The following is a 3,015-nucleotide window of genomic DNA, read 5'->3' on the forward strand; positions in this document are numbered from 1 at the left end:
GGCCCCCGCCCGTGCCCCCGCCGGACTCAGTACGGCCACACCGGCGGACGGGTGGTGAAGTGGCCGCCGAGGAAGGCGTGGTCCGGGTTGTCGGGGTCGAGCTCGCCCTGCTCGGCGATCAGTTTCCCGGCGTACTGCTCGGAGTCGTCCTCGGGCTCGTACCCGAGCGCCCGCGCCGATGACAGGTCCCACCACAGCCGGGTGTTGGCGGAGGAGCCGTAGACCACGGTGTGGCCGACGTTCTCGGCGGTGAGGGCCGCGTGGAAGAGGCGGGCGCCGTCGCCGGGGCTCATCCAGACCGACAGCATCCGTACGGAGGTGGGTTCCATGAAGCAGGAGCCGATCCGCACCGAGACGCTCTCCAGGCCGTACTTGTCCCAGTAGAACTGGGCCAGGTCCTCGCCGAACGACTTGGAGAGGCCGTAGAGGGTGTCGGGACGGCGGGGGGTGTCGACCGGGATCAGGGCCTCCGGCTCCAGCGGCACCCCGCCGCGCGGGCGCGGGGTGAAGCCGACCGCGTGGTTGGAGGAGGCGAAGACCACGCGCGCGACGCCCTCCTCACGCGCGGCCTCGTAGAGGTTGTACGTGCCCTCGATGTTGGCCCGCACGATCTTGTCGAAGGTGGACTCCAGCGAGATGCCCGCGAGGTGCAGCACCGCGTCGGCGCCCCGGACCGCCTCGCGCAGCGCGTCCCGGTCGCCGAGGTCCGCCGTGATCGCGTCCGGCTCCCCCGGGATGGCCCGGGAGTCGAGAAGGCGCAGCTCGTAGCCGTACGCCGGGAGCAGCCCGCGCATCAGGGTGCCGAGTCCTCCGGCGGCGCCGGTGAGCAGGACGGTACGGGGAGCGGGCATGGGCGGTCTCCTCGGTGCGGCGGGCGGGGTCGGCGGCACGGGTCGGCGGCGCGTGCGCGGAAGCGGGCCGAATGAACACCACTATGGATGTCATTCATATGCGTGGACACGCTAGGGAGCGGTCTCCGGCCTCGTCAAGTGGGGCGCGGCGCGGTGGGTACCGCCACGGTGGCACCGGTGTTAGCTGGAGGGAAAACCCCCGCGCGCCGGGGGTGCGCGTCTTGACCCCCGTCGTGGCGCTGCCTTAGCGTGGCGGCGTTCAGAAATATAGACGCCGATCAGAATTGTGCACGACGGCCCGTGCCGACGGCCTTTGCCCTGGGAGCGCCCGTGACGTCCGAGAACCCATCCCCGCTCGCCGCCCGCCTGGACGGCCTGCTCTTCTTCCCGGTCACCCCCTTCGGCCCGGACGGCGGCCTCGACCTCGACGCCTTCCGCGCGCATGTGCGGAACGGCGTCGACGCGGGCGCGGCGGCGGTGTTCGCCTGCTGCGGGACGGGCGAGTTCCACGCGCTCACCCCGGACGAGTTCCACGCGTGCGTGGCCGCCGCCGTGGCCGAGGCCGCGGGCCGCGTCCCGGTGGTGGCGGGCGCCGGGTACGGGACGGCGCTCGCGATCCAGTACGCCCGGCTCGCCGAGGACGCGGGCGCCGACGGGCTGCTCGCCATGCCTCCCTACCTCGTCGCCGCCGACCAGGAGGGGCTGCTGCGCCACTACACGGCCCTCGCCGCCGCCACCTCCCTGGACGTCATCGTCTACCAGCGCGACAACGCCGTCCTCACGCCCGCCACCGCCGTCGAACTGGCCCGCGCCGACGGCATCATCGGCCTCAAGGACGGCATCGGGGACATCGATCTGATGCAGCGGATCGTCAGCACGGTCCGCCGCGAGGTCCCCGAGCGCGAGTTCCTCTACTTCAACGGGCTTCCCACGGCCGAACTGACCGGCCCCGCCTACCGCGGCATCGGCGTCACCCTCTACTCCTCGGCCGTCTTCTGCTTCGCCCCGGACATCGCGCTCGCCTTCCACCGGGCGCTCGGCACCGGCGACGACACCACCGTCAACCGCCTCCTGGACGGCTTCTTCGTCCCGCTCGTCGAGCTGCGCAACCAGGGCCGCGGCTACGCCGTCTCGCTGGTCAAGGCGGGCGTACGGCTGTCCGGCCTGGACGTGGGCGAGGTGCGGCCACCGCTGAGCGAGCCCGACGCGGCCCACGTCAAGCAGCTGGCCGCGCTGATCGAACGCGGGCGGGCGCTGCTGGCGGAGGGCGCGCCCGCGGGGGACGGGGCGGGCGCGTGAGGGCGTCGGTCTTCCTCTACCCCTGGGACGTGATCGGCGACCCGGACGCGCCCGCGCGGATCGCCGCCCTCGGGGCGGGTCAGGTGACGCTCGCCGCCGCCTACCACTCGACGCGGGCGCTCACCCCGCACCACCCGCGCCACCGGGTGGTCACCGCCGAGCACGCGGCGGTCCTGTACCCCGTCGACGAAGGGCGCTGGTCCGGCCGGACGCTGCGGCCGTACCCGGCGGGACGCTGGGCGCCCGGCGACGCGTACGGCGAGGCGGCCGAAGCGCTGGCCGCGGCCGGCCTCGACGTCCACTCCTGGGTCGTCCTCGCCCACAACTCCCGCCTGGGCGCCGAGCATCCCGGGACGTCGGTGGTCAACGCGTACGGCGACCGCTACCCCTGGGCGCCGTGCATAGCGCGGCCCGAGGTCCGCGCGTATCTGGTGGCGCTGGCCGCGGAGGCGGCGGTACGGCCCGGGGCGCGCGGGACGGAGCTGGAGTCCTGCGGCTGGTACGGCCTGGCGCATCTGCACGCCCACGACAAGATCGCGGGGGTGCCGCTGGACGACACGGCCCAGTACCTGATGTCCCTCTGCTTCTGCGGGACCTGCCGGCAGGGGTACGGGCAAGCGGGTCTGGACGCGGACCGCCTCGCGGCGGACGTGCGGGGGGCGCTGGAACCGGTGTGGGCCGGTGGCCCGTGCGCGGGCGGCGAGAAGCTCCTCGACGCCACGGCCGGCCACCGGGCGTCCGTGGCGCGCTCCTTCCAGGAAGAGGTGGTGCGGGCGGTACGGAGCGCGGCGGGGCCGGGCTTCCAGGTGCTGCTGCACGCCGATCCCGGAGCGCACCGGTGCGGGGCGAACCCGGGGGTGGACGC

General features: G+C 74.1%; 3 protein-coding genes. 2 read left to right on the forward strand and 1 reads right to left on the reverse strand.

Annotated features, from left to right (window positions below):
* Nucleotides 1-26 precede the first annotated feature (26 nt).
* The gene (locus ACJA3G_RS34055; RefSeq protein WP_406556896.1) at nt 27-851 is read right to left on the reverse strand and encodes an NAD-dependent epimerase/dehydratase family protein; all 825 of its coding nucleotides are present in this window, start codon (nt 849-851) and stop codon (nt 27-29) included.
* A 330-nt stretch (nt 852-1,181) separates the two neighbouring features.
* Here ACJA3G_RS34055 and ACJA3G_RS34060 point away from each other — a divergent pair, with 330 nt between their 5' ends.
* Entirely contained in the window at nt 1,182-2,150 is a 969-nt protein-coding gene (locus tag ACJA3G_RS34060; RefSeq protein ID WP_406556897.1) for a 5-dehydro-4-deoxyglucarate dehydratase, read from the forward strand.
* Nucleotides 2,147-3,015 (forward strand): hypothetical protein (locus ACJA3G_RS34065; protein ID WP_406556898.1); only part of this gene is annotated, 869 nt, incomplete at its 3' end. The genes ACJA3G_RS34060 and ACJA3G_RS34065, both read left to right, overlap by 4 nt.

Origin of the sequence: Streptomyces sp. YS-3 (assembly GCF_045257485.1) — a bacterium.
Lineage (GTDB): Bacteria > Actinomycetota > Actinomycetes > Streptomycetales > Streptomycetaceae > Streptomyces.